Origin of the sequence: Haloferax prahovense DSM 18310, from assembly GCF_000336815.1 — an archaeon.
Lineage (GTDB): Archaea > Halobacteriota > Halobacteria > Halobacteriales > Haloferacaceae > Haloferax > Haloferax prahovense.
The window spans coordinates 340,823-362,569 of the sequence record NZ_AOLG01000009.1 but is presented as its reverse complement, the minus strand read 5'-3'; the positions used below and the strand labels follow the sequence as shown (position 1 = coordinate 362,569).

Genomic DNA, 21,747 nt, shown 5'->3' with positions numbered 1-21,747 from the left:
GTCCCGAGCGCACCACGTCGTGTGACACGAACGTGCTGTCCCACGAGCGAGGCCGGAGGCCGAGTCTCGTGGCTTTTTCCCGCCAGGTTTTTGCGCCGGGTGGTCGCCCCGCGACCCGAGGCGTAAAAAGGTGGGTTTAGATGACGCCGGTGATGGTCGCGGCCTCGATGGCCGCCTCCTCGCTCACGCCGTTGCCGAGAATCGTGTAGCGGTCGCGAATCTCGTGGGCGGTCGTGAGCGCCTCGATAATCGTCTCGTCGTCGATGCCGAGTTCGTCCGCGGTCGTCGGCGCGCCCATCGTCGACAGGGCGTCGCGGATGTCGGTCCACTCGCCGCGTGCGCCGCTGTGGAAGTACTCGGTCATGATGGAGCCGACGCCGACCTGATGGCCGTGGAGGGCGCTCCCGGGCGCGATGCGGTCGAGCTGGTGCGAAAAGAGGTGCTCCGCGCCCGACGCGGGCCGCGAGGAGCCGGCGATGGACATGGCGACGCCCGAGGAGACGAGCGCCTTCGTCACTATCCACGCGGACTCTTCGAGCCCCGGCTTAATCGAGTCGGCGCTGCCGACGAGCATCTCGGCGGTCATCTGCGAGAGCGCGCCCGCGTATTCGGAGTACTCCACGTTCTTCAGGCGGTGGGCGAGTTCCCAGTCTTTGACCGCGGTGTAGTTCGAGATGATGTCGGCGCAGCCGGCGGTCGTGAGCTCCCACGGGGCCTCCGCGAGCAGCTCCGTGTCGGCGACGACCGCGAGCGGCGGGTCGGCGGCGACCGAGTGGCGGGTGTCGCCCTCGGGAATCGACGACCGACCCGAGACGATGCCGTCGTGGCTCGCCGCCGTCGGGACCGAGATGAACCCGCAGTCGAGACGGTCGGAGGCCATCTTCGCCACGTCGATGGGCTTGCCGCCGCCGAGGGCGATGAGGTAGCCCGCGTCGGCCTCGCGCGCCGCGTCGACGACGCGCTCGACCGACTCGAAGCTCGCGCGGTCCAAGGAGACGGACGAGATACCGTCGAACTGCTCGCGAACCCGGTCGCCGGCGATGCGGTTCGGCGACGGACTCGTGACGAGAAACGGCTCGCCCGAGAGGTACAACTCGTCGACCGCGGCCGAGAGGTCGTCGAGCACGCCGTGGCCCTGAAGGACGCTCCGGGGCAGCTTTATCCACGTCGATTTGTCGAACATACGCGGAAATCGGCCACGGCGGTTCATAGTGTTTCTCGTCTCGACGGCCGGCCCCCCGTCGGTTCTACCACCCCGACTACGACACGGGAGCGAGGTTTCGCCCGACTGTTGGGACAGTATCTCAACGTACCGAACCGTAGTTTGATTTATCACGTTTCGCTTCGCACGAAAGACACCCGCAGACGCGCGGGTAGACAACCCATGGCACACAGACGGCAGTTCCTCGCGACGACAGCAGCAGCGCTCTCCGGACTCGCGGCCCTCGGAAGCGGTCCCACGGCCGCCGCGTCGGTCCCCCACGTCTCGACGCGCGACCACTTCGACGACGACGGCTCGCTCGCGTCCGGTCACACCGCCCGCGGCTACGACACCTCCGGCGACGTGCCCGGCGTCGACGCCGGTTGCGCCTCCGACCTGACCGTGTTCGTCCACGGCTGGGACAAGGACGGCGACGACCCCGAGGCGGCCGCCCTCGACAAGATAGCGACGGCCGACGCCGAACTCTCCGCCGCCGGCTACGGCGGGACGGTCGTCGGCTACACGTGGGACAACGACAAGGGCGGCGGCTGGGACTACGGCTGGGCCGAGTCGCAGGACATCGCCCAAGCGAACGGCCGCAAACTCGCGCAGTTCGCCGTCGACCTCAAGGCGGCCTGCCCGGGCGCGACCCTCCGGTTCGCCAGCCACTCGCTCGGCGCGCAGGTCGTCTTCAGCGCGCTCCGAACCCTCGACGGCCGAAGCGACTGGACCGACCCGGGCCACGAGGTGGCGACCGTCCACCCGTTCGGGGCCGCGACCGACAACGAGGTTCCCGGCGAGGAAGAAGGGCGAGCCACCTACGAGGCCATCCGCGACCGGACCGGCCACGTTCACAACTACTACAACGAGGCCGACGACGTGCTCCAGTGGGTGTACAACACCATCGAGTTCGACCAGGCCCTCGGCGAGACGGGCCTCGAAGACGGCGACACGCCACCCGCGAACTACACCGACCACGACGTGGAGGGACAGGTCGGCGACGACCACAGCAACTACCTGAACACGATTGCCGACGACATCGTCGGCGACATGTAGCGGCTCAGAAACACATTTTTCCGCGCTTCAGAGCGCGAGCGACCGCACCGCGTCCCAGATGAAGACGAGCGACTGCACCGCATCCCAGATGAAGACGACGCCGAACCCGCCGAGAACGACGGCGCTGACGGCGGCGACGGCCGGCGCGAAGGAGTCGACGCGCTGTTCGGCCGCGACGAGCGCCGCGGGGAACCCGGTCACCCAGAGCGCGATACCGCCGAAGAAGCCGAGGATGAGCGCCGGGCTGCCCGTCTCGACGATGAGCAGGTTCGACAGCGACGCGCCGAGATAGGGCGTGTGGGCGAGCACGTCGACGGTCCCGGTTTCGAGCAGGCCGACGCCGATGGTGAGCCAGAACAGAATCTGGTAGGGGTTCGTCAGCGCGAGCACGAACGCCTTCGTGAACCCGGCGCTGTCCTCGTCGGGGTCGGCGGCCTCGCGGAACGTGGTGTCCATCTCCTGTGCCGCGCCGTAGGCGAAGTAGAGCATGAGGACGCCCCCGGCACCGACCATGACGGCCTGCACCGTCGGGAACTGCTCGACGAACGCGACGAGGCCGAGCGCCGCGAGGACGAAAAACAGCGCGTCGGCGCTCATCGCGCCGAGCCCGGCCCGAGCGCCCGCGGTCCACCCGCGGACGACGCTCTCCTCGGCGATGACGGCGTTCATCGGGCCGGGCGGCGCGGCGAGGGCCAGCCCGAACACCAACCCGGCACCCAAGGACGGAAGGAGGGTAGACATGGCTCTCTCTTGGGCGCGATGCCGTGAAAAATGGCGCGGAAGCGACGGCGCGGGGGAGTTAGACGCCCCGCGGCAGGTGGGGCTGACCGGGGGATTCGGGACGTCTACCGTCCGGTCAGACCAGCGCGAGGACGGCGTCGCTGACGGTGCCGACGAGCGTCTCCCAGACGGAGAAGCCGGTGGCGATGGCGAGCAGGGTGTCGACGGCGAAGAAGCCGAACAGGGCGGCCGCGCCGAGGTACGCCTTGCGCGTGTCGACCCGGCCCGAGAAGCGGTGGAAGAAGTACGCGTTGGCGATGCTCACGGGGATGATGGCGAGCATCTCACCCACCCAGATGGCCGAGGTCGCGCCGTACTGCAGGGCCAGTCCGATGGTGACGACTTGGGTCTTGTCACCGAACTCGCCCGCGGCCATCATGGCGAAGATGGGCAGAAAGCCGCCGAAGCCCTGCGTCGACAGTTCGCGGCCGAACACCGTCGGCGCGTCGTCGAACCCGGAGACGCCGCCGTCGGTGGTCGCGACCTCGATCCCCGCGGACGCGTCGGGCGCGGAACGGTAGAGCAACACCGCGAACGTGGCGAACAGGACGGCGGTGATGGCGTCGAGCGCGGCCGGCGGGAGCGCGCTCTTGAGCGCCTGCCCGAGCATGATTTCGAGGGCCGTCCAGAGTGCGAACGCCGACCCCGCGGCCGCGACGACGACCTTCGGGTCGAAGCGGGTCGAGAGGCCCGCGATGATGAACTGGACCTTCTCGCCCGGCAGGACCGCAAGTTGGGAGACGAGGGCGATGACGAGAATCTCCCACCAGCCGGTCACGCAGGCGACACCTCCTCGCTACTCGGCTCGTCGGGCGGTCGGACGCGAATCGTTCGGGCCACGGACTCCGGGAGACTCTGCTCGCGACCGTCGTCGCCGACGCGCACCGTCACCATCCCGAAGGGGGCGATGTCAGTCACTTCGATGGTCGTGCCGGGTGTGACGCCGGCCTCGGAGAGGTACTCCAACTCCGCGGGGTCGCGGTCGCTGACGCGGGCGACCACGAGGCGGTCGCCGACCTCGCACTCGGAAAGCGCCGACAGACCCGAGGAGTCCGGCGGCGTGAGGTCGGCGCTCGGGATGGGGTCGCCGTGGGGGTCGACCTCGGGTTCGCCGAGGGCGGCCGCGACCCGCTTTTCGAACTCCTCGCTGATGTGGTGTTCGAGCGCGTCTGCCTCGTCGTGGACCTCGCTCCACGAGTAGTCGAGGTGCTCCGTGAGATACGCCTCCAAGAGGCGGTGGTGGCGGAGGACTTCCAGCGCGACGGTCTCGCCTTCCGTGGTCAGTTCGACGCCTTTGTACTTCTCGCGGTCGACCAGCCCGCGGTCTTCGAGCTTTCCGACCATGCTCGTCACGGTCGGCGGCGTCTTCCCGAGGTACTCCGCGATGTCGGAGGTCGAAACCGGCGGCCCCTGCTCCATCTGGAGCGTGTAGATTGCCTTCAGGTAGTCCTCCATCACGTCGCTCAACATACCACGGATTAGATGCGTCTAAAGTAAAAGTCTGATGGAGGTAACGTGGGCGTTCGAACGGGGAACCAGCCGGCCGAAGCGGTCCTCAGACGCCCTGTCCCATCAGGTGACTGCGGAGGATGTCGGCGTTCTTCGTCCCGGATTCGGTGTTGACGACGACGACCGTGTCGTCCTCGTCGAACTCGTCCGCGAGTTCCCACGCGCCGGCGAGCGCGACGCCGCCCGCGGGGCCGACCTCGACGCCGGCGGACTGAGCGGCAGTAACGGCGGATTCGAGCGCGTCGTCGTCGCTGACGGCGACGGCCACACCGCCGGACTCGCGGACGGCGCGGAGCGCGAGCGACCCGCCCGCAGGGTCGGGGATTTCCAGTTCGCCGACGATGGTGTCCGGGTGGTTCCACGCCTCGTGAGCGTCGCTGTCGGCCTCCCACGCGGTGGTGACCGGCGAGCACCCGACGGACTGCGCGGCGACGAGTTTGGGGGCCGACTCGACCAGTCCGAGTCCGACGAGGTCGGAAAAGCCCTTGTAGACGCCGTAGGCGAGTTCGCCGGTCGAGACGGGGACGACGACCCAGTCGGGCACCGACCAGTCGAGGCGCTCTGCGACCTCGTAGGCGATGGTCTTCGCGCCGTCGTGGCGGTAGGGATTGTCGAACTCCTGCAGGGTGTACCAGTCGCTTTTGAGCTGTTCGTGAAGCGCCGAGAGGGCGGCGGGGTAGCGCCCGCCGACGACCTTCATCTGGCCGCCGTGGACGTTCACCATGGCCTTGTTCGGGAACGGCGTCCGCGAGGGGACGAAGCCGTAGGAGCGAGCGTCCACGAGGCCCGCGTAGGAGGCCGCCGACTGCGCGCCGTTGCCGGGCGAGGCGTGCGCGACGACCTCGGCGTCGGCCTCACGCGCGGCGGTGACGGCGAGCGAGAAGCCGCGGTCGAGAAACGTCCCGGTCGGGTTTCGGCCCTCGTCCTTGATGAGGAGCGAACCGACCTCGGCCTCCTCGCCGAGCGCGTCGGCCGAAACAAGCGGCGTCGCGCCCTCGTTGGCCGTCACCGGCTCCGCGAAGGGGAGCAGTTCGCGGTAGCGCCACATCGTATCGAAGGGGCGCTCGGCGAGCGTCTCGGCGTCCCACTCGACCGCGTCGAGGTCGTAGGTGGGGTCAAGCGGCGCGTCGGCGTCGCTCGCGCCGGTCGCGTCCGCGTCGTACTCGTCGCCGGTCTCCGTGCACACCAGCCCGGAGAAGGTGTCGGACGTCTGCATGGGCGGGGCTTACGGGGGGAGGGACTAAGCCCTTCCCGTCGGTCGATGGCCGCCACCCGTAGCGGCTTTGTGTCGCCCGTCCGAGAGGCGAGGTATGGACGATAGCCACATCGCGGTCGTCGGCGCGGGCCTCGCTGGCCTCGTCGCCGCGCGACACCTCGCCGCCGCCGGGGCCGACGTGACCGTCGTGGAGCGGCGCGACGGCGTCGGCGGACGGGTCCGCACCCGGACGAAAGACGGCTTCACGCTCGACCGCGGGTTCCAGGTCCTCATCACCGACTACCCCGCGGTCCGACGGGAACTCGACCTCGACGCCCTCGACCTCCGGCGGTTCACGCCCGGCGCGACCATCTGCCGACCGAGCAGACGCGCGGTCCTCTCGGACCCCTTCCGCGACATCGGGAGCCTGTTCGAGTCCGTCCGCAACCCGGAGGTGACGACGAGCGACAAGCTCCGGACGCTGGCGCTCAGACAGGACGTGAGCACCCGCGACGAGGAGGGAATCTTCGCCTCGGCGGACCGGAGCATCCGGTCGTATCTCCGCGACTGGGGCTTCTCCGAAGACTACATCGAGCACTTCGTCGCGCCCTTCTACGGCGGCATCACGCTCGACCGCTCGCTCTCCTCGTCGAAGCGGGTGTTCGAGTACACCTTCAAGATGCTCTCGACGGGGAGCACCGCGGTCCCCGCGGCGGGGATGCAGGCGGTTCCCGAGCAACTCGCCGACGCCGCCCGCGACGAGGGCGCGACCGTCCGCCTCGGCGAGCGCGTCGAGTCGGTCGAGTCCGACGGCGACGGCGCGGTCGTCACCACGGGCCGCGAGTCGCTCGAAGCCGACGCGGTCGTCGTCGCCACCGACCCCAAGGAGGCGCGCCGACTGACCGGGGTCGGGTCGATTCCGACCGAGGCTCACGGCTGTGTCACCCAGTACTACACGCTCCCGAGCGGGAGCGGCCTCGACGCGGGCAAGCGCATCATGCTCAACGCGCCGAGTCCCGACCCCAACACGGTCGTCCCGCTGTCGACCGTCGCGCCGGAGTACGCCCCGCCGGGCGCTGAACTCCTGAACGCGACGTTCCTCGGCGCGGCCGCACAGGACAACTCCGAGGAAGAACTGTTCGAGAAGACTCGGCGGACGCTCGAAGCGTGGTACCCCGACCGCTACTTCGAGGACCTCGAACTCCTCCACACCGACTACATCTCCTTCGCGCAGTTCGCCCAACCGCCGGGCGTCCACGAGTCGCTTCCGGACGCCCGCGACGCCCCCGGCCGGGCGTACCTCGCCGGCGACTACACCGCGTGGTCGTCGATTCAGGGCGCGATGCGGAGCGGGAAAGAGGCGGCCGACGCCGTCCGCGACGACCTCTCGTCGTAGCTCGTCACGGCCTTCGCCGTCGCTTTTCGACCCGAGGTCCGCCACAGAAAATCAGAGCATCCGCCGAAGCGTCCCCAGCGGCGGGAACGTGAGCGTCTCGTCCGCCTCCACGTCGCGGACGAGCGGCCTGAAGTCGTCCGCGTCGCGCACCAGCGGCGAGTCGAAGTCGGTCCCGCGCATCCCGTTTACTTCGACGCCCGCGGCGAGGCGGGTGAACGCCGGGAGCATCAGCACGTCGCCGCCGCGGTAGGCGTCGGGGCCGTAGAGGACGCAGGGCCGCCGCCGACCCTCGATAGCGAGCGTCGGGTGGTCGTGGCCGACGACGTAGCGCTCGGCGTCGCCGTCCGGTTCGCGGTGGCCGTGGCAGACGACCGTCTCGTCGGCGAGGCGGTACTCGTCGTGTACGTCTCCCGACCAGCCCTCCGCGAGCATCGTGTCGTGGTTGCCGGCGACGAACACCGGGTCGGAACCCGCGTCGACGCACGTCTCTGCGAGGACTTCGAGGGCCGCGACGTGGCGCTCCGAGACGCGGTCGAACCGGTGGAGCACGTCGCCGGCGAAGACGACCTCGCCGGGGGCGAACTCGGCGCAGTAGGCTTGCAGGCGCTCCGCGAGGTCGGTCCCCTCGCCGAGCGGAAAATCGACCGCCGACGCGTCGGCTCGGCCGACGTGGAGGTCCGAGAGGACGAGCGCGTCGGCGTCGGGAAAGAAGACGGCGCGCTCGCGGACGGAGACGCGGGTCACGACCGAGTGGAAGGGCGTCGGAGACAAATCTCCACCGGCAGCGCGCGACGAGGCGAACGCTCGCGGGAGGCCGGCGAAGTTGGGGGCAGAGCCAGCGTCGGAGCAGGGGCCTTTTTAGTCGGTGCGTCCCACGTTCGGCACATGAGCGGCGCACTGGAGGACAAGCGCACCGCGACCCGCTTTCGCATCCTCGCCGAGATAGCCGACCGGCAACCGGCCGTGAGTCAGGGCGAAATCGCCGAGGCGGTCGGGGTGACGAGCCAGGCGGTCTCCGAGTACATCCGCGACCTCGTCGAAGACGGGCTCGTCGAAAAGCAGGGCCGGTCGCGCTACCGCGTGACGAAAGAGGGCGTCGACTGGCTGTTTCAGGAGGCGCGCGCCCTCCAGCGGTTCGCCGAGCACGTCACCGACGACGTGCTGGAGAGCGTCAACGAGGACGCCGCAATCGTCACCGACGACGTCGCGGCCGGCGATACGGTGACCCTGTCGCTCCGCGACGGTCTGCTACACGCCACGCCCGGCGACGACGGGCCGGCCATCGGGGTCGCCACCACCGACGCCGAGGCGGGCGACGCGGCCAGCGTCACCGGCTTCGAGGGCGTCATCGAGATGGAACCCGGCTCGGTCCGCGTGCTGCAGGTGCCGCCGGCGCGAGTCGCCGAGGCCGACGCGGTCGACGCCGATGCGCTCGCGGCGGCGTGCGACGAGGCCGACATCGTCGTCGCCGCGGGCGTCGAGGCGGTCGTCGCCTGCCGCCACGCGGAAGTCGATGTCAGAACGTGGTTCGCGCCGGGCGAAGTCGCCGCCGACGCCGCGGCCCGCGGACTCGACGCCGCGGTCGTCGCCAGCACCGACACCGCCGGGCGCGTGACCGACGCGCTCCGCGACGCGGGCGTGCTGTTCGAAGTGACGGAGCCGTAGCTCCGCGCCGGTTTCGGGTTTTCTCGACCTCGAATTCGCCGCTTAACTCTCCGCGTGTTCCCGCGCCATCGTGTACGCCTCCCGTAGCTCCCGGAACCGCTCTCGGTCGCCCCCGTGGTCGGGGTGTACGTCTTTCACCCGCGCTCGATAGGCGTCTCTGACGGCGTCAGAGGAGGCGTTCGCGGGGAGGTCGAGCCGGTCGAACGCGGCCGACACGGGGTCGTCGAGGTCGGCCAGTTCGGGCTCGATGTCCGGCACGTCGAAGGGGAGCCGCCGGCCGAGTTGGCCGCCGGGCATCTCGTGTTCGCAGAGGACGGCGTAGACGCCGGCGCGTTCGAGGCGGAAGAACGCCTGCGCGTCGAAGGTGATGGCGACGCCGCGGTCGGGGAGGAAGAACGCCACCGTCTCGCCGCGGACCGGGCGGTCCTCGACGAACCGCTCGTCGATGGCGGTGAGGTAGTCGCGGATTTCGTGGCGGCGGCGGCCCGTCCCGTCGACGCGGGGGCCGCGGGAGACCCGCCGCTCCGGGAAGACACGACCGCCGACGACGAAGACGCCGGCGACGACGACGGAGGCGACCGCACCCGCGGCGAGGCCGACGAGGAGCCACGGCGGGAGCAGAAAGACCCACTCCGGAAGCACGCTAGAAATCACGGGACGAGCGATTATGAACCCCTCGCTGCCCGTACCGATTTGCCGCCGGCGGCCCACGCGTTGGTATGCGACCGATTCGCTTCGAGGAGGCCGACAGCGCGGAGCGCACGCAAATCGGCGAGGGACTGACGCGACCGGCCGTCGCCGCCGGGCGACTGGAGACGGGCCGCGCCGAGGGGAAGTACTTCCTCCGACACGACGACGGCTGTGCGGTCTGCGGGAAGCCGGTCGAAGCGGGGTCGCCGTTCTATCTCGACCCGGACGCCGGCGAAATCCTCTGCGAAGAACACGGACGGGCGCGCCGAGAGTCATGAGAACGGCCGTTTCCGGGTCGACGCCGCAATTTCATACTCGCCTTCGAGTGAGTTTTCATTCATACTTGTTTCGTTCGCAAACTTCTTTATCGGGGTGCGGGACCATACGAACATCACATGGCTGTAGTCTGGCTGGACGACGTACGGGCTGACGACCTCGACCTGGTCGGCGGGAAAGGCGCGTCGCTGGGCGAACTAACCGGTGCGGGGCTTCCCGTCCCGCCGGGATTCGTCGTGACGGCGGGCACGTACCGCGCGTTCATCGAGGACGCGGGCATCGACGACGAGCTGTTCGCCGCGGTCGAGGTCGACCACGAGGACTCCGAGGCGCTGCAGGCGGCCCACGAGACGGCGCACGACCTCATCATGGAGACGCCGATGCCGGACGACGTGCGGGAGGAAATCCTCGACGCCTACCGGAGCGTCGGCGAGGGCGACGCCTTCGTCGCCGTCCGGTCGTCCGCGACGGCCGAGGACCTGCCGGACGCCTCCTTCGCGGGCCAACAGGAGACGTTCCTGAACGTCACCGAGGAGGACCTCCTCGACCGCGTCAAGGAGTGTTGGGCCTCGCTGTTCTCCGAGCGCGCCATCTACTACCGCAACCGCAAGGGCTTCCCCCACGACAAGGTCGACATCGCGGTGGTCGTCCAGCAGATGGTCGACGCCGAGAAGTCCGGCGTGATGTTCACCCGACACCCCTCGACCGGCAAGAAGGAGATTATCATCGAGGCCGCGTGGGGCCTCGGCGAAGCCGTCGTCTCCGGCACCGTCTCGCCCGACAACTACGTCATCAGCCGCGAGACCGGCGAGGTCGAGACGGCGACCATCGCGGACAAGAAGACGATGTGCGTCCGCGACGAGGAGAGCGGCGAGACCGTGATGCGCGACGTGCCGAACGACCGCCGCCACGAGCGCGTCCTCACCGACGACGAGGTCTCCCGCCTGCTCGAACTCGGCGAACTGGTCGAAGACCACTACGAGACGCCGCAGGACGTGGAGTGGGCCGTCTACGAGGGCGAGGTCTACATGCTCCAGTCACGCCCGATTACGACTATCGCCGAGGCTGACGACGGCGAGGAAGACGAGAGCGACAGCGGACGTTCGCGGGCGGCCGCGACCGGCGACGACGTGCTCATCCGCGGCCTCGGCGCGAGCCCCGGCATCGCCTCCGGTCGCGCCCGCATCGTCACCAAGCTCGACCACCTCGACCAGGTCGCCGAGGGCGACATCATCGTCACCGAGATGACCATGCCCGACATGGTGCCCGCGATGAAGCGCGCCGCCGGCATCGTCACCGACGAGGGCGGCATGACCTCCCACGCGGCCATCGTCTCCCGCGAACTCGGCGTGCCCGCGGTCGTCGGCACCGGCGACGGGACGAAGACCCTCGAAGACGGCGAGGTCGTCACCATCGACGGCGACAAGGGAACCGTCCGCGAGGGCGAAGAGCCCGAGGAGAAACAGCGCCAGCCCGTCGAGGAGGCCCGCCCCAAGACGCCCGTCAAGCCGATGACCGCGACCGAGGTCAAGGTCAACGTCTCCATCCCCGAGGCGGCCGAGCGCGCCGCCGCAACGGGCGCTGACGGCGTCGGCCTGCTCCGCATCGAACACATGGTCCTGACGCTCGGCAAGACCCCCGAGCGGTTCATCGAGCAGAACGGCGAGCGCGCCTACGTGGACGAAATCGTCTCGGGCGTCCGCGAGGCCGCAGAGGAGTTCTACCCGCGACCGGTCCGCGTCCGCACCCTCGACGCGCCGACAGACGAGTTCCGACAGCTCGAAGGCGGCGAGAACGAGCCGCGCGAGCACAACCCGATGCTCGGCTACCGCGGCATCCGCCGCGGCCTCGACAACCCGAGCGTCTTCCGCCTCGAACTGCAGGCGTTCCGCCGCCTGTTCGACATGGGCTACGACAACCTCGAAGTCATGTTCCCGCTCGTCAACGACGCGGAGGACGTGCTGCGGGCGAAAGAGCACATGCGCGAGGCCGGCATCGACCCCGAAAAGCGCGAGTGGGGCGTCATGATAGAGACGCCGGCCGCGGCGCTCTGCATCGAAGAACTCGCCGACGCCGGCATCGACTTCGCCTCGTTCGGCACGAACGACCTGACGCAGTACACCCTCGCGGTGGACCGCAACAACGAGCACGTCGCCGACATCTACGACGAACTGCACCCGGCGGTGCTCAAACTCATCGGCGACACCGTCGAGACGTGCCGCGAGGTCGGCGTGAAGACGAGCATCTGCGGGCAGGCCGGCTCGAAGCCCAAGATGGTTCAGTTCCTCGTCGACAAGGGCGTCAGCTCCATCTCGGCCAACATCGACGCCGTCCGCGACGTGCAACACGAGGTCAAGCGCGTCGAACAGCGACTCCTCCTCGATTCGGTTCGCTGACCCCGGCGAACGTCGAGGGCCGACCACCCGCGTTCCGTCTTTTCTCGTCCCCGTAGCGGTGGCCGTCGGCTGGGCGACGCGGCGCAATGGAGCGGAACCGATATACTGGGTGTGGTTATAGTGGGATGCATGCAGCGCGCGGCACCGCAGGAGTTCGACCGCGTCCTCTCTTCGATGTGCACCCGACCGCACCCGGCCGCCCGGAAGGCCGCAGAGCGGTTCTTTGCCACCAATCCCGGCGACCCGGCGACCTATCAGGCCGTCGCCGCCCTCGAAGAAGACGCACTCTCGTACCTCGGCGACATCACCGGCCTCTCGACCCCCCACGGCTACGTGACGAGCGGCGGGACCGAAGCCAACATCCAGGCCATCCGAGCCGCGCGCAACCACGCCCGCGACGACGACCCGAACGTCGTCGCCCCCGAGAGCATCCACTTCAGTTTCCAGAAGGCCGCCGACGTGCTCGACGTGGAACTCCGAATCGTCCCCGTCGACGACGACTACCGCGCGAACGTCGCGGCCGTCCGCGAGGCCGTCGACGACCACACCGTCCTCGTGGCCGGCGTCGCCGGCACGACCGAGTTCGGCCGCGTCGACCCGATTCCCGAGTTGACCGCGGTCGCCCACGACGCCGGCGCGCTGATGCACGTCGACGCCGCGTGGGGCGGCTTCGTCCTCCCCTTCACCGACCACGAGTGGTCGTTCGCCCACGCGCCAATCGACTCGATGACCATCGACCCCCACAAGTACGGGCAGGCGGTCGTCCCCGCCGGCGGCCTGTTGTTCCGCGACAAGTCGGTCGTCGACTCGCTGGCGGTCGACACGCCGTACCTCGAATCCGCGTCGCAGGCGAGCCTCACCGGGACTCGAAGCGGCGCGGGCGTCGCCTCCGCGGCCGCCGCGATGCGCGAACTCTGGCCCGACGGCTACCGCGACGCCTACGAGCGCCAGCAGGCGAACGCCGAGTGGTTCTACGACGAACTCCGCTCTCGGGGCTACGACGCGGTCGAACCGGACCTCCCGCTGGTCGCCGCGAGCGTCCCCGACGAGCAGTTCGAGTCGCTCCGGGACCTCGGCTGGCGCATCTCGCGGACCGCGAGCGGCGAACTCCGCATCGTCTGCATGCCGCACGTCTCCCGCGAGTCGCTCCGGGCGTTCCTCTCGGACCTCGACGACCTCCGGTCGACCCCGACGCGCAACTGAGCCGGTCCGAACCTGAAAACTTACAACCGACTGGCTTCGACCCTCTCGTGTGTCTCTCACCGCGTTCGCATCGCTCGCAGACCTGACGCTCAGTCTGTACCCCGACTTTTCGTGGCTCTCGTCGCTCGTCGAGACGGCCACGGGCTGGGTCGGGTTGGTCATCATCTTCGCGTACTCGTTTCTCATCGCCTTCGCCCTCCCCGGCGTAAGCGAAATCGTCCTCGCCGCGCCGCTCGACCTCGGGCTCCCCTACGGCGCGAAGCTGGCGGTCATCATCCTCGTTAGCGGCGCGGGCAAGGCCGCAGGAAGCGTCTTCGCGTTCCACATCGGCCGCCAGACGAAGGAGTCGGGCTACGTCGAGCGGGCGCTCGAACGGCTCCCGGTCGACGTGATGGGCTGGACCGAGCGCAAGGCCGTCCAAATCGCACAGAACTGGGGCTTCGCCGGCCTCGCGGCCGCGCTCTGCGTGCCGGGCTTTCCCGACACGCTCTCGATTTACGCGTTTTCGGTCCTCGAAGACGACTACCTCAAGTTCGCGGCCGCGACGTTCGTCGGCTCCTGCGGTCGACTCGTCGTGACGGTCATCGGAATCGAGGCCGCGCTGGCGTTCCTCTGAGCGGAGCGCACGCGCGGGTCGGTCACCCCGCCGTCGTTGTCGCGTCGCCGTCAGTACCGCTGTCAGCCGCTCGTTTCTGCCCCCGTCGCTGTCTCCGAGGTCGCTTCGAACGACTCGACGGACGCGTAGTTGACGACGACGAACGCGACGAAGAGGATGGCTGCGAGCGCCGCGAACGACAGCGACAGCGTCCGGCACGTGGCCGCGGACAGGCCGAGGCGTCGGCCGACCGACTCGATCGCGAAGAGTCCGGCGAGCGCGAGCGAGACGCCGATAGCGAGAATCCAGCCGCCACCGAGGGGCGACTGCGGGACGAGGAGGAGGCCGTAGCCGGAGACGAACAGGCCGAGGAGGACGGCGAACACGGCGGCGAAGCCGACGCTCCGTGCGGGTTGGGAGGCGGTAGTCGTAGTCACGACGGAGAGAGCGTCGGTCGACGAGATAGCGGTTGCGTGACTCGTGTTGGCGCGTCGCCGACGCGTTCGGTCGTGACCGGTCGAGTGCGGCGGTCCCGAGCGCTCCCAACGATTTATACGCCTGCTCGGCTTCAGTACCGGTGTGACCGCGACGGGTCTCCCCGACAACATGCGTATGCGCGCGTTCTTTTAGCCGCGGGTGGACCCGCCTCCGGCCGTCGACTCGGTAACGTGAGACGACGGTCGGGTCCGGCGAACCTCGGGGCGATATCGCACCGCCAGACAGACGCATCCGAAGCGGCGGGCTTTAGGCCCGCTTCCGAGATACACGACACATATGAGTCACGAGGACTTCCCCACGGAGAAGCCAGCGGTGGTGACGTGTGGACTGCCGTACGCCAACGGCGACCTCCACATCGGCCACCTCAGAACGTACGTCGGCGGCGACATCTACAGTCGCTCGCTGCGAACACTCGGCCAAAAGACGGCCTTCGTCAGCGGGTCGGACATGCACGGCACGCCCGTCGCCGTCAACGCCGAGAAGGAGGGCGTCACGCCCGAGGAGTTCGCGCTCCGCCACCACGAGAAGTACGAGGCGACGTTCCCCCGCTTCAACATCGAGTTCGACAACTACGGCCACACCCACGACGAGACGAACACCGAACTGACCCAGGAAATCGTCCGCACGCTCGAAGCCGAGGGCTACGTCTACGAGAAGGAGATTCCGGTCGCCTACGACCCCGAAGCGGACCAGTGGCTCCCCGACCGCTTCGTCGAGGGCGCCTGTCCGTACTGCGGCGCGCACGCCCGCGGCGACGAGTGCGACGAGGGCTGCGGTCGCCACCTCGAACCCGGCGAAATCGAAGCCCCGACCTCGACGCTCACTGGCAACGCCGCGGAGTACCGCGAGCGCGAGCACAAGTTCTTCGCGGTCTCCGACCTCCAAGACTACCTTCAGGAGTTCATCGACCGCCTCGAAGGCACCTCGAACGCCCAGAACCAGCCCCGCGAGTGGATCGAGGGCGAACTGCAGGACTGGTGTATCACCCGGGACATGGACTGGGGCATCGACTACCCCGGAGAGGAGGGTGACGACCTCGTGCTGTACGTCTGGGTCGACGCGCCCATCGAGTACGTCTCTTCCACCAAGCAGTACACGGAGCGCGTCGGAGCCGACACGTTCGACTGGGAGGCCGCGTGGAAGGAGTCCGGCGACATCGTCCACATCATCGGCCGCGACATCATCCAGCACCACACCGTGTTCTGGCCGGCGATGCTCCGCGGCGCGGGCTACGTCGAACCGCGCGCGGTCATGGCCTCCGGCTTCATCACGCTCAACGGCAAGGGCTTTTCCACCTCGCGCAACCGCGCCGTCTGGGCCGACGAGTACCTCGACGAGGGCTTCCATCCCGACCTGCTTCGGTACTACCTCGCCACCAACGGCGGGGTCCAGCAGGACGTGGACTTCTCGTGGTCGAAGTTCAAAGACCGCGTGAACAGCGAACTCGTCGGTACGGTCGGCAACTTCCTCTACCGGTCGATGCTCTTCGCGTACCGCAACTTCGAGGGGACGCCGGATGTCTCCGAGTTACACTCGGAGGCCAGTGAGACGGAGTCTCGCGCTGCGGAGGTGTCCGAGGAAGTCGAAGCCCGCATTCAGGAGGCCATCGACGAGTTCGAAGCCGGCATCAACGACTACTCGGTCCGGAAGTCCGGCAACGCCGCCGTCCGCCTCGCGCAGTTCGGCAACGAGTACATCCAGCGCAACGAGCCGTGGAAGCTCACCGACGAGGACCCCGAGGCCGCGGCGCAGGTCATCCGCGACTGCGTGCAGATTGCGAAGGCCATCGCCGTGCTGTTCTTCCCCGTCGCGCCGGACAAGATGCAGGCGCTCTGGGAGCAACTCGGCGAGGACGGGTCGGTGGCCGACACCGGCGTCGACGCCGCCTTCGAGGCCCCGCCGGCGTCCTTCGGCGAGCCCGAGGCGCTGTTCGAGAAAATCGAAGACGAGCGCGTCGAGGAGCTCAACGAGAAGCTCGAAGCGCGCGTGGCCGAGACGGAATCCGAAAGCGACGAGTCCGACGAGGACGCGGAGGAGAACATGGACGCAGACTCCGACGCTGACGCCGACATCGACTTCGAACCCCTCGCCGACGACCGCATCAGCTTCGAGGACTTCCAGGGCCTCGACATCCGCGTGGGCGAAATCGTCGCCGCCGAGGGCATCGACGGCGCGGACAAGCTCGCCAAACTCACCGTCGACATCGGCGTCGAAGAGCGTCAAATCGTCGCCGGCATCAAACAGCTCCACGACCTCGACTCGCTCGCCGGGTCGAAGGTCATCATCGTCGCCAACCTCGAGAAGGCCGAACTGTTCGGCGTCGAGTCCAACGGGATGCTGTTGGCCGCGGGCGACGAGGCCGACATCCTGACCACCCACGGCGACGCCGTCCCCGGCACGAAGGTCCAGTAAGCGACCGTCCGCGACCCGATACGCGACCGCTCGCGACCCGTTTTTTCGACGCGCCGTCTCGACCGCGCCACCGCCCTCGTATCAGGCGTGGACCACAGCGCCTAACTGCGCCGACTCCCGAGCGTCGTCCATGCGAATCGGAAGACGGGAAGCGGTCGGAATCGTCGTCGCGCTCGCGGTGTTCGCGGGCGTCGTCGCCGCGGTCACGGGCGGCGGCGCTGGCACCCTGACCGTCGAGCGCGTGGACGAACTCCCGCAGGGACAGGGCGCGGTGGCCTTCGGCAACCTCGACCCCGACCAGCGCGAGACGTTCGAGGAGGCAGTCTCGACCGGCGAACCGGCGGCGATACCGAACGAGGCCGCGAGAAACGAGTTCGCCGACCCCGGCTACGTCCGGTACGACGGCGACATCTACCGGACGACCGTCTCCGGCTGAGTCGGCGTTCGACGCTCGAATCCCGCGCCACAATCGGAGCCGATTTGAGCGGCGACGATGGAGCGCCGCCATGCGACTCAGCGTGTTACTCGCCGTGGCGCTCGTCGTCTCGACGGGCTGTCTCGGCGGCACGAGCGGGACCGCGAGACTGAGCGTCGCCCGGGTCGACGACCTCCCGCAGGGCGAGGGCGCCGTCTCGTACCAGAACCTCGCGCCGGCCCAGCAGTCGGCGTTTCGCGAGGCGCTCGGAGGCGAGACCGTGACCCTCCGAGAGGGAACGGACAGAAACGAGTTCCGCGACCCCGGCTACGTCAGATACGACGAGAGAATTTACCGAACGACCATTATAGTTTCGTGAGGGCGACCGAGCGGTCAGTTCGACGGGCGAACTATAGAGAGTACGTATGCGAACCCGTTACTCGGCACCGGGTTCATCATCGGGCTTTTTTATCAGTCACTCGTAGGCGACGCCATGAGAAACGCAAAAATCGTCTGCACCCTCGGTCCCGCGTCCTTCGACCGAGAGACGATTCGCGGGCTCGCCGACGCCGGCATGAGCGTCGCCCGGATGAACGCGAGCCACGGCAACGTCGAACACCGGTCCGACGTCATCGACAGCATCCGCGCCGTCGACGACGCGACCGACGAACCGCTCGCGGCCATGCTCGACCTGCAGGGCCCCGAGGTACGAACCGCCGACATCGACGAGGACATCTACCTCGAAACCGGAAGCGAGGTCCGCTTCTACGAGGGCGACGACGCCACGCCTGAGGCCGTCGGCCTGTCGTACTCCATCACCGCCGCGGAGTCCGGCGACACCATCCTCCTCGACGACGGCCGCATCGAAGCCACCGTCGAGCGCGTCGAGGACGACTCGGTCCACGCGACCATCGTCTCCGGCGGGAAGCTCAGTTCGCGTAAGGGCGTGAACGTCCCCGGCGTCGACCTCGACATCGACCTCATCACCGACTCCGACTACGAGAACCTGAAGCTCGCCGCCAAGAAGGAAGTCGACTACGTCGCCGCCTCGTTCATCCGCGACGCGGAGGACGTTTACACCATCAGCGACACCCTCGAGAACCTCGGCGCGGAGATTCCCATTATCGCCAAAATCGAGCGCGCCGGCGCGGTCGAGAATCTCGACGAAATCATCCAGGCGGCCCACGGCGTGATGGTCGCTCGGGGCGACCTCGGCGTCGAGTGCCCTCTCGAAGAGGTTCCCATCATCCAGAAGCGCACCATCCGCAAAGCGCAGGCCGCGGGCGCGCCGGTCATCACCGCGACCGAGATGCTCGACTCGATGGTCCGCTCGCGCCGCCCGACCCGCGCGGAGGCGTCCGACGTGGCCAACGCCGTCCTCGACGGCACCGACGCCGTGATGCTCTCCGGCGAGACCGCCGTCGGCGACCACCCCGTCCGCGTCGTCGAGACGATGTCCCGCATCGTCGAGGAAGTCGAAGAGAGCCCCGAGTACGACGAGAGCCAAGAACAGCGCGTCCCGACCGCCGACGAGGGCTCCCGCACCGAGGCGCTGGCTCGCTCGGCGCGCTACCTCGCCCGCGACGTGAACGCCGCGGCCGTCGTCGCCGTCTCCGAGTCCGGTTACACCGCCCGGAAGACCGCGAAGTTCCGCCCCGGCGTCCCCGTCGTCGCCGTCACGCCGAACGACCGGACGCGCCGTCAGCTCGCCGTCTCGTGGGGCGTCTCGGCGCAGTACGCCGACTACAGCCCGAGCGTGGAGGGCGTCATGGACGACGCCGTCACCGCCGCGCTCGACGCCGGCGTCGCGGAGTCCGGCGACACCATCGTCGTCCTCTCCGGCATGATGACGGAGCTCGAAGGAACGAACACGACGAACATGCTCAAGGTCCACGTCGCCGCCGAGCCCGTCGCCACGGGTCGGAAAATCGTCAGCGGCCGGGTCGCCGGTCCCCTCTACCGCACCGAGGACGGCGACCTCACGGACGTGCCCGAGGGCGCGATTCTCGCGCTGTCCGCCGAGTTCGACGGCGAGTTCAACGGCGACGCCGACAAGCTCGCCGGCATCGTCGACGCCCGCGCGGGCATGACCGGCTACCCGGCGCTCGTCGCGCGCGAACTCGACATCCCGATGGTGTCGGGCGCGCCGCTCCCGAAGACCATCAAACAGGGCGCGACCGTCACGCTCCACGCCGAACGCGGCATCGTCTACGAGGGCGACGTCATCAGCCACGACCGCGGCAACCGGAAGTAGTGCGGTAGCCCTTTCCGGCCGCGACGCCTACCCACGATTCGATGTCCCGCGCACCCTCTCCCGAGGCCGAAGACGACCGCGACGGCGACGGCGAGTGGCGCTTCGGCGTCGACGACGTCGGCCCCGACGGCATCGTCGACGACGAACCCGAGATCGAACAGCTCCCCATCGAGCCCGGGTCACCGCGGGCCGAAAACGTCGCGTTCGTTTTCCTCGGCGTCCTCCTCGCTGTCGGGCTCATCGTCATCACCGTGTTCCCGGGCGCGGTCTGACCGCCCCACGGCGCGCCGGTCGCGAGCCGCCGCGAGGTCCGGGCTTCGACCATCCGACTTTCCGTTTTGATAATCGGGACTGTTGATTTATGTGACCCCGAGGGGAACCACCGTCAACCCCCCCGACCGGGACACACCAAATGAGTTACGCAGTCCGCGCACCCTCCGTGTTGGTCGCCGCGTTGATTCTCCTCGCGGCGCTCTGGGTTCCGACGCCCGCAGTCGCCGCCGACGAGCCGACCGCGTCGTTCGGCGAGGACGTTACCACCGTCACCCGCGGCGACGTCGTCGAGATACGCGTCCAGCACTCCCAGCCGGGCACGCTCCACATCGGCGGCGACGGCTACGGCTACCACCTGACCGTCGCCCTCGTCGGGTCGGGAACGACCACCCTGACCATCGACACCTACAACTCGACTGGCGCGCCCGAGACGTACGTCTCCGGTGGCGGCAACAAGACGCTCCACACCGGCCACCTCAGCGAGCCGATCGAGCCGGCGACGTACATGATGAACGTCACCATCGACGGCGTCGAACGCGCCATCGGCCAACTCGACGTCACGGAGCGCGGGAACACGTCGGCGACGACCAACGTCGCGCCCGCGAGCCTGAACGACTCCGACTCGTCGGTGTCGCCCGGGGACGTTCGGGGCGTGATGACCGAGCGGACGACCGTCGCCAAGGGCGACCTCGCGGTCGTCCGCCTCAACGAGAGCGGACTCGAGTCGGCGCTGAACCCGGACGACGTGACCGGCGGCGCGAACGCACGCGGCATCGAAATTACGCTGAATCAGCTCGAAGTCCGGCCGAACCGAGAACAACAGACGTTCCTCGCGACGCCGGAAAACGGGACGACGGTCGTCACCGACTTCGAAAACGACGAGGTGTTCGTCGTCTGGGACACCTCGGAACTCCCGCTGGAAGGTGACACCGAGGAGTACGAACTGCAGGTGACGCTCCGCGGCGACCACAGCGACTTCGTCGACGAGGACACCATCACGGCGCGCTCGCGGGTGCGACTCGTCGAACCGACCGTCTCCATCGAGGTGCGAAACGAGACGGTGTACCCGTGGGAGTCACTGCGGGTGAACGTCACCGGCGAGACCACCCTCGCGCCGAACAGCGTCGTCGAACTCCGGGCGCGCGCCCCCGGGCAGCCGTTCTTGAAGCTCGTGCCGATGACGGTCACGGCGAACCGGACCGTCTCGCAGAACCTCACGTTCGCGCCCGATGACCGCGGGCTCACGTTCCCGCTTTGGGTGCGCGACTACCGTGACGAGACCGAACACACGATGCGCATCCTCGACTCCGAGGCGAACCTCCGGTTCGTCGACCAGGAGACCGACGGGACGTTCGTCACCATCAGCCGGGTGAACCTCTCGGTCGGCGGATTCGTCGCCGTCGAGACCGCCGACGAGGAGCCGCTGGGGACGAGCGCGTATCTCCCGCCGGGGACGCACCAGAACGTCGTCGTGGAGTTCGACCGTCGGCAGTTGGTCGACGCGGAGTTGCTCGCCATCGCCTACGCGGACCGCGACCGCGACGGGAACTTCTCGGTCGCGGTCGACGCGCCGTACCGGACCGCTACCGACGGTAATGGTACCGACGGCAACGCGACCGCGGACGACAACGAGACGGTCGGCACCATCGTCGCCGACGACGCGATGGTCCGGCTCGAACCCGGCGCGAAGACGCCGACACCGACGGCCACGCCGACCGCGACGCCAACAGAATCGACCGCAGAAACGACAACTGAGACGCCGTTCCCGGTCGTCGAACGGACGCCGCTGGAACCGGCCGCCGCCGGAACGAACACTGGAATCCCGTTCTCGCCGGGGCTGACGGTCGTCGCGCTCGTCCTCACCGGACTGGCCGCGCGGCGACTGCGACGCTGACGAACACCGAGGCGATAAGATGACACACGACCGACGCGG

General features: G+C 68.7%; 21 protein-coding genes. 13 read left to right on the top strand and 8 right to left on the bottom strand.

Features of this window, described 5'->3' with window-relative positions; all coding sequences use genetic code 11:
• Nucleotides 1–136 precede the first annotated feature (136 nt).
• Complete coding sequence (locus C457_RS04255; RefSeq protein WP_004972614.1) at nucleotides 137–1,183, bottom strand: NAD(P)-dependent glycerol-1-phosphate dehydrogenase; 1,047 nt, start codon at nucleotides 1,181–1,183, stop codon at nucleotides 137–139.
• Between the two features lie 201 nt (nucleotides 1,184–1,384).
• On the opposite strand from C457_RS04255, the gene C457_RS04250 reads away from it, so the two are divergent.
• Nucleotides 1,385–2,257: an alpha/beta hydrolase gene (locus tag C457_RS04250; protein WP_008092295.1), complete on the top strand. Its 873-nt coding sequence runs from the start codon at nucleotides 1,385–1,387 to the stop codon at nucleotides 2,255–2,257.
• A gap of 27 nt (nucleotides 2,258–2,284) precedes the next feature.
• On the opposite strand, the gene C457_RS04245 is transcribed toward C457_RS04250, so the two are convergent.
• The 4 genes from C457_RS04245 to C457_RS04230 form a co-directional block, all read right to left on the bottom strand.
• Entirely contained in the window at nucleotides 2,285–2,962 is a 678-nt protein-coding gene (locus C457_RS04245; RefSeq protein ID WP_049913399.1) for a LysE family translocator, read from the bottom strand.
• 151 nt (nucleotides 2,963–3,113) lie between these two features.
• Nucleotides 3,114–3,815, bottom strand: coding sequence for a TMEM165/GDT1 family protein (locus C457_RS04240; RefSeq protein WP_008092293.1), 702 nt, complete (start codon nucleotides 3,813–3,815; stop codon nucleotides 3,114–3,116).
• Entirely contained in the window at nucleotides 3,812–4,507 is a 696-nt protein-coding gene (locus C457_RS04235; protein ID WP_049913377.1) for a metal-dependent transcriptional regulator, read from the bottom strand. The genes C457_RS04240 and C457_RS04235 overlap by 4 nt, the downstream gene beginning before the upstream one ends.
• An 85-nt stretch (nucleotides 4,508–4,592) precedes the next feature.
• Nucleotides 4,593–5,762, bottom strand: coding sequence for a threonine synthase (locus tag C457_RS04230; protein WP_008092291.1), 1,170 nt, complete (start codon nucleotides 5,760–5,762; stop codon nucleotides 4,593–4,595).
• A 94-nt stretch (nucleotides 5,763–5,856) separates the two neighbouring features.
• On the opposite strand from C457_RS04230, the gene C457_RS04225 reads away from it, so the two are divergent.
• On the top strand, nucleotides 5,857–7,137 hold the full coding sequence (locus C457_RS04225; protein WP_008092290.1) for an NAD(P)/FAD-dependent oxidoreductase: 1,281 nt from the start codon (nucleotides 5,857–5,859) through the stop codon (nucleotides 7,135–7,137).
• Nucleotides 7,138–7,188: 51 nt separating this feature from the next.
• Here C457_RS04225 and C457_RS04220 read toward each other — a convergent pair whose 3' ends face one another.
• Nucleotides 7,189–7,881 (bottom strand): metallophosphoesterase, encoded by a 693-nt coding sequence (locus tag C457_RS04220; protein WP_008092289.1) that lies wholly within the window; start codon nucleotides 7,879–7,881, stop codon nucleotides 7,189–7,191.
• A gap of 141 nt (nucleotides 7,882–8,022) precedes the next feature.
• On the opposite strand from C457_RS04220, the gene C457_RS04215 reads away from it, so the two are divergent.
• Nucleotides 8,023–8,802: a DUF7839 domain-containing protein gene (locus C457_RS04215; protein ID WP_008092288.1), complete on the top strand. Its 780-nt coding sequence runs from the start codon at nucleotides 8,023–8,025 to the stop codon at nucleotides 8,800–8,802.
• 42 nt (nucleotides 8,803–8,844) lie between these two features.
• Here C457_RS04215 and C457_RS04210 read toward each other — a convergent pair whose 3' ends face one another.
• Nucleotides 8,845–9,444, bottom strand: a complete 600-nt coding sequence (locus tag C457_RS04210) for a J domain-containing protein (RefSeq protein WP_008092287.1) — start codon at nucleotides 9,442–9,444, stop codon at nucleotides 8,845–8,847.
• Between the two features lie 77 nt (nucleotides 9,445–9,521).
• On the opposite strand from C457_RS04210, the gene C457_RS04205 reads away from it, so the two are divergent.
• The 4 genes from C457_RS04205 to C457_RS04190 all read left to right on the top strand — a co-directional run bounded on the left by C457_RS04205 (nucleotide 9,522) and on the right by C457_RS04190 (nucleotide 13,983).
• Entirely contained in the window at nucleotides 9,522–9,770 is a 249-nt protein-coding gene (locus C457_RS04205; RefSeq protein ID WP_008092285.1) for a hypothetical protein, read from the top strand.
• Nucleotides 9,771–9,887: 117 nt separating this feature from the next.
• Entirely contained in the window at nucleotides 9,888–12,164 is a 2,277-nt protein-coding gene (gene ppsA, locus C457_RS04200) for a phosphoenolpyruvate synthase (RefSeq protein ID WP_008092284.1), read from the top strand.
• A 129-nt stretch (nucleotides 12,165–12,293) separates the two neighbouring features.
• The gene (gene mfnA / locus C457_RS04195) at nucleotides 12,294–13,367 is read left to right on the top strand and encodes a tyrosine decarboxylase MfnA (protein WP_008092283.1); all 1,074 of its coding nucleotides are present in this window, start codon (nucleotides 12,294–12,296) and stop codon (nucleotides 13,365–13,367) included.
• A 49-nt stretch (nucleotides 13,368–13,416) separates the two neighbouring features.
• Nucleotides 13,417–13,983: a YqaA family protein gene (locus C457_RS04190; protein WP_008092282.1), complete on the top strand. Its 567-nt coding sequence runs from the start codon at nucleotides 13,417–13,419 to the stop codon at nucleotides 13,981–13,983.
• Between the two features lie 62 nt (nucleotides 13,984–14,045).
• Here the strand turns inward: C457_RS04190 and C457_RS04185 are convergent, their stop codons facing one another.
• Entirely contained in the window at nucleotides 14,046–14,399 is a 354-nt protein-coding gene (locus C457_RS04185) for a hypothetical protein (RefSeq protein ID WP_008092280.1), read from the bottom strand.
• 337 nt (nucleotides 14,400–14,736) lie between these two features.
• On the opposite strand from C457_RS04185, the gene metG reads away from it, so the two are divergent.
• From metG to C457_RS04155, 6 genes are all read left to right on the top strand, one after another.
• Complete coding sequence (gene metG / locus C457_RS04180) at nucleotides 14,737–16,872, top strand: methionine--tRNA ligase (protein WP_008092279.1); 2,136 nt, start codon at nucleotides 14,737–14,739, stop codon at nucleotides 16,870–16,872.
• A gap of 130 nt (nucleotides 16,873–17,002) precedes the next feature.
• Entirely contained in the window at nucleotides 17,003–17,308 is a 306-nt protein-coding gene (locus C457_RS04175; protein ID WP_008092278.1) for a hypothetical protein, read from the top strand.
• A gap of 70 nt (nucleotides 17,309–17,378) precedes the next feature.
• Nucleotides 17,379–17,666: a hypothetical protein gene (locus tag C457_RS04170; RefSeq protein ID WP_008092277.1), complete on the top strand. Its 288-nt coding sequence runs from the start codon at nucleotides 17,379–17,381 to the stop codon at nucleotides 17,664–17,666.
• A gap of 114 nt (nucleotides 17,667–17,780) precedes the next feature.
• On the top strand, nucleotides 17,781–19,541 hold the full coding sequence (pyk, locus tag C457_RS04165; RefSeq protein WP_008092276.1) for a pyruvate kinase: 1,761 nt from the start codon (nucleotides 17,781–17,783) through the stop codon (nucleotides 19,539–19,541).
• Nucleotides 19,542–19,582: 41 nt separating this feature from the next.
• The gene (locus tag C457_RS04160) at nucleotides 19,583–19,813 is read left to right on the top strand and encodes a DUF7312 domain-containing protein (protein WP_004972634.1); all 231 of its coding nucleotides are present in this window, start codon (nucleotides 19,583–19,585) and stop codon (nucleotides 19,811–19,813) included.
• 140 nt (nucleotides 19,814–19,953) lie between these two features.
• Complete coding sequence (locus C457_RS04155; RefSeq protein ID WP_008092275.1) at nucleotides 19,954–21,708, top strand: DUF7282 domain-containing protein; 1,755 nt, start codon at nucleotides 19,954–19,956, stop codon at nucleotides 21,706–21,708.
• The last annotated feature ends 39 nt before the right edge of the window (nucleotides 21,709–21,747 follow it).